The organism is Mesorhizobium sp. M8A.F.Ca.ET.161.01.1.1, assembly GCF_004792105.1.
In the GTDB taxonomy this organism is placed as follows: Bacteria; Pseudomonadota; Alphaproteobacteria; order Rhizobiales; family Rhizobiaceae; genus Mesorhizobium.
In genome coordinates, this window is record NZ_SRTD01000334.1 from 1 (window position 1) to 318 (window position 318).

General features: G+C 66.4%; 1 protein-coding gene. It reads left to right on the forward strand.

Annotated features, from left to right (window positions below):
- Positions 1-187, forward strand: a 187-nt coding sequence (locus tag EN804_RS38770) for a hypothetical protein (RefSeq protein WP_210237399.1), incomplete at its 5' end; no start/stop codon positions are given.
- Between the last annotated feature and the right edge of the window lie 131 nt (positions 188-318).

The following is a 318-nucleotide window of genomic DNA, read 5'->3' on the forward strand; positions in this document are numbered from 1 at the left end:
GGCCGAACTGATACATGTCGATGTCATAGCGCTTGCCGGGGTCGGCCTTGGAGCGGATGCCGTCGAGGCCGGCGGCGATGATGACGACGAAGCCCTGTCGGAGATCGAGGAGTTCATCCGCGTGGCGGTGCTGCTGCTGCACGGTGACGTGGTGCTGGCTTCGCGCCATCGTCAGCGCCTGAACTGATGGACATCAAGCAGCGCACCGGCATTGCGGCCGGCGAGTACAAGCGTCGCCGCCGCCAGCTGATGGACATGGCCGGCGAGGACGCGATCCTGGTGTTGCCGGCCGCGGCCGAAAAGGTGCGCAGCCTCGAT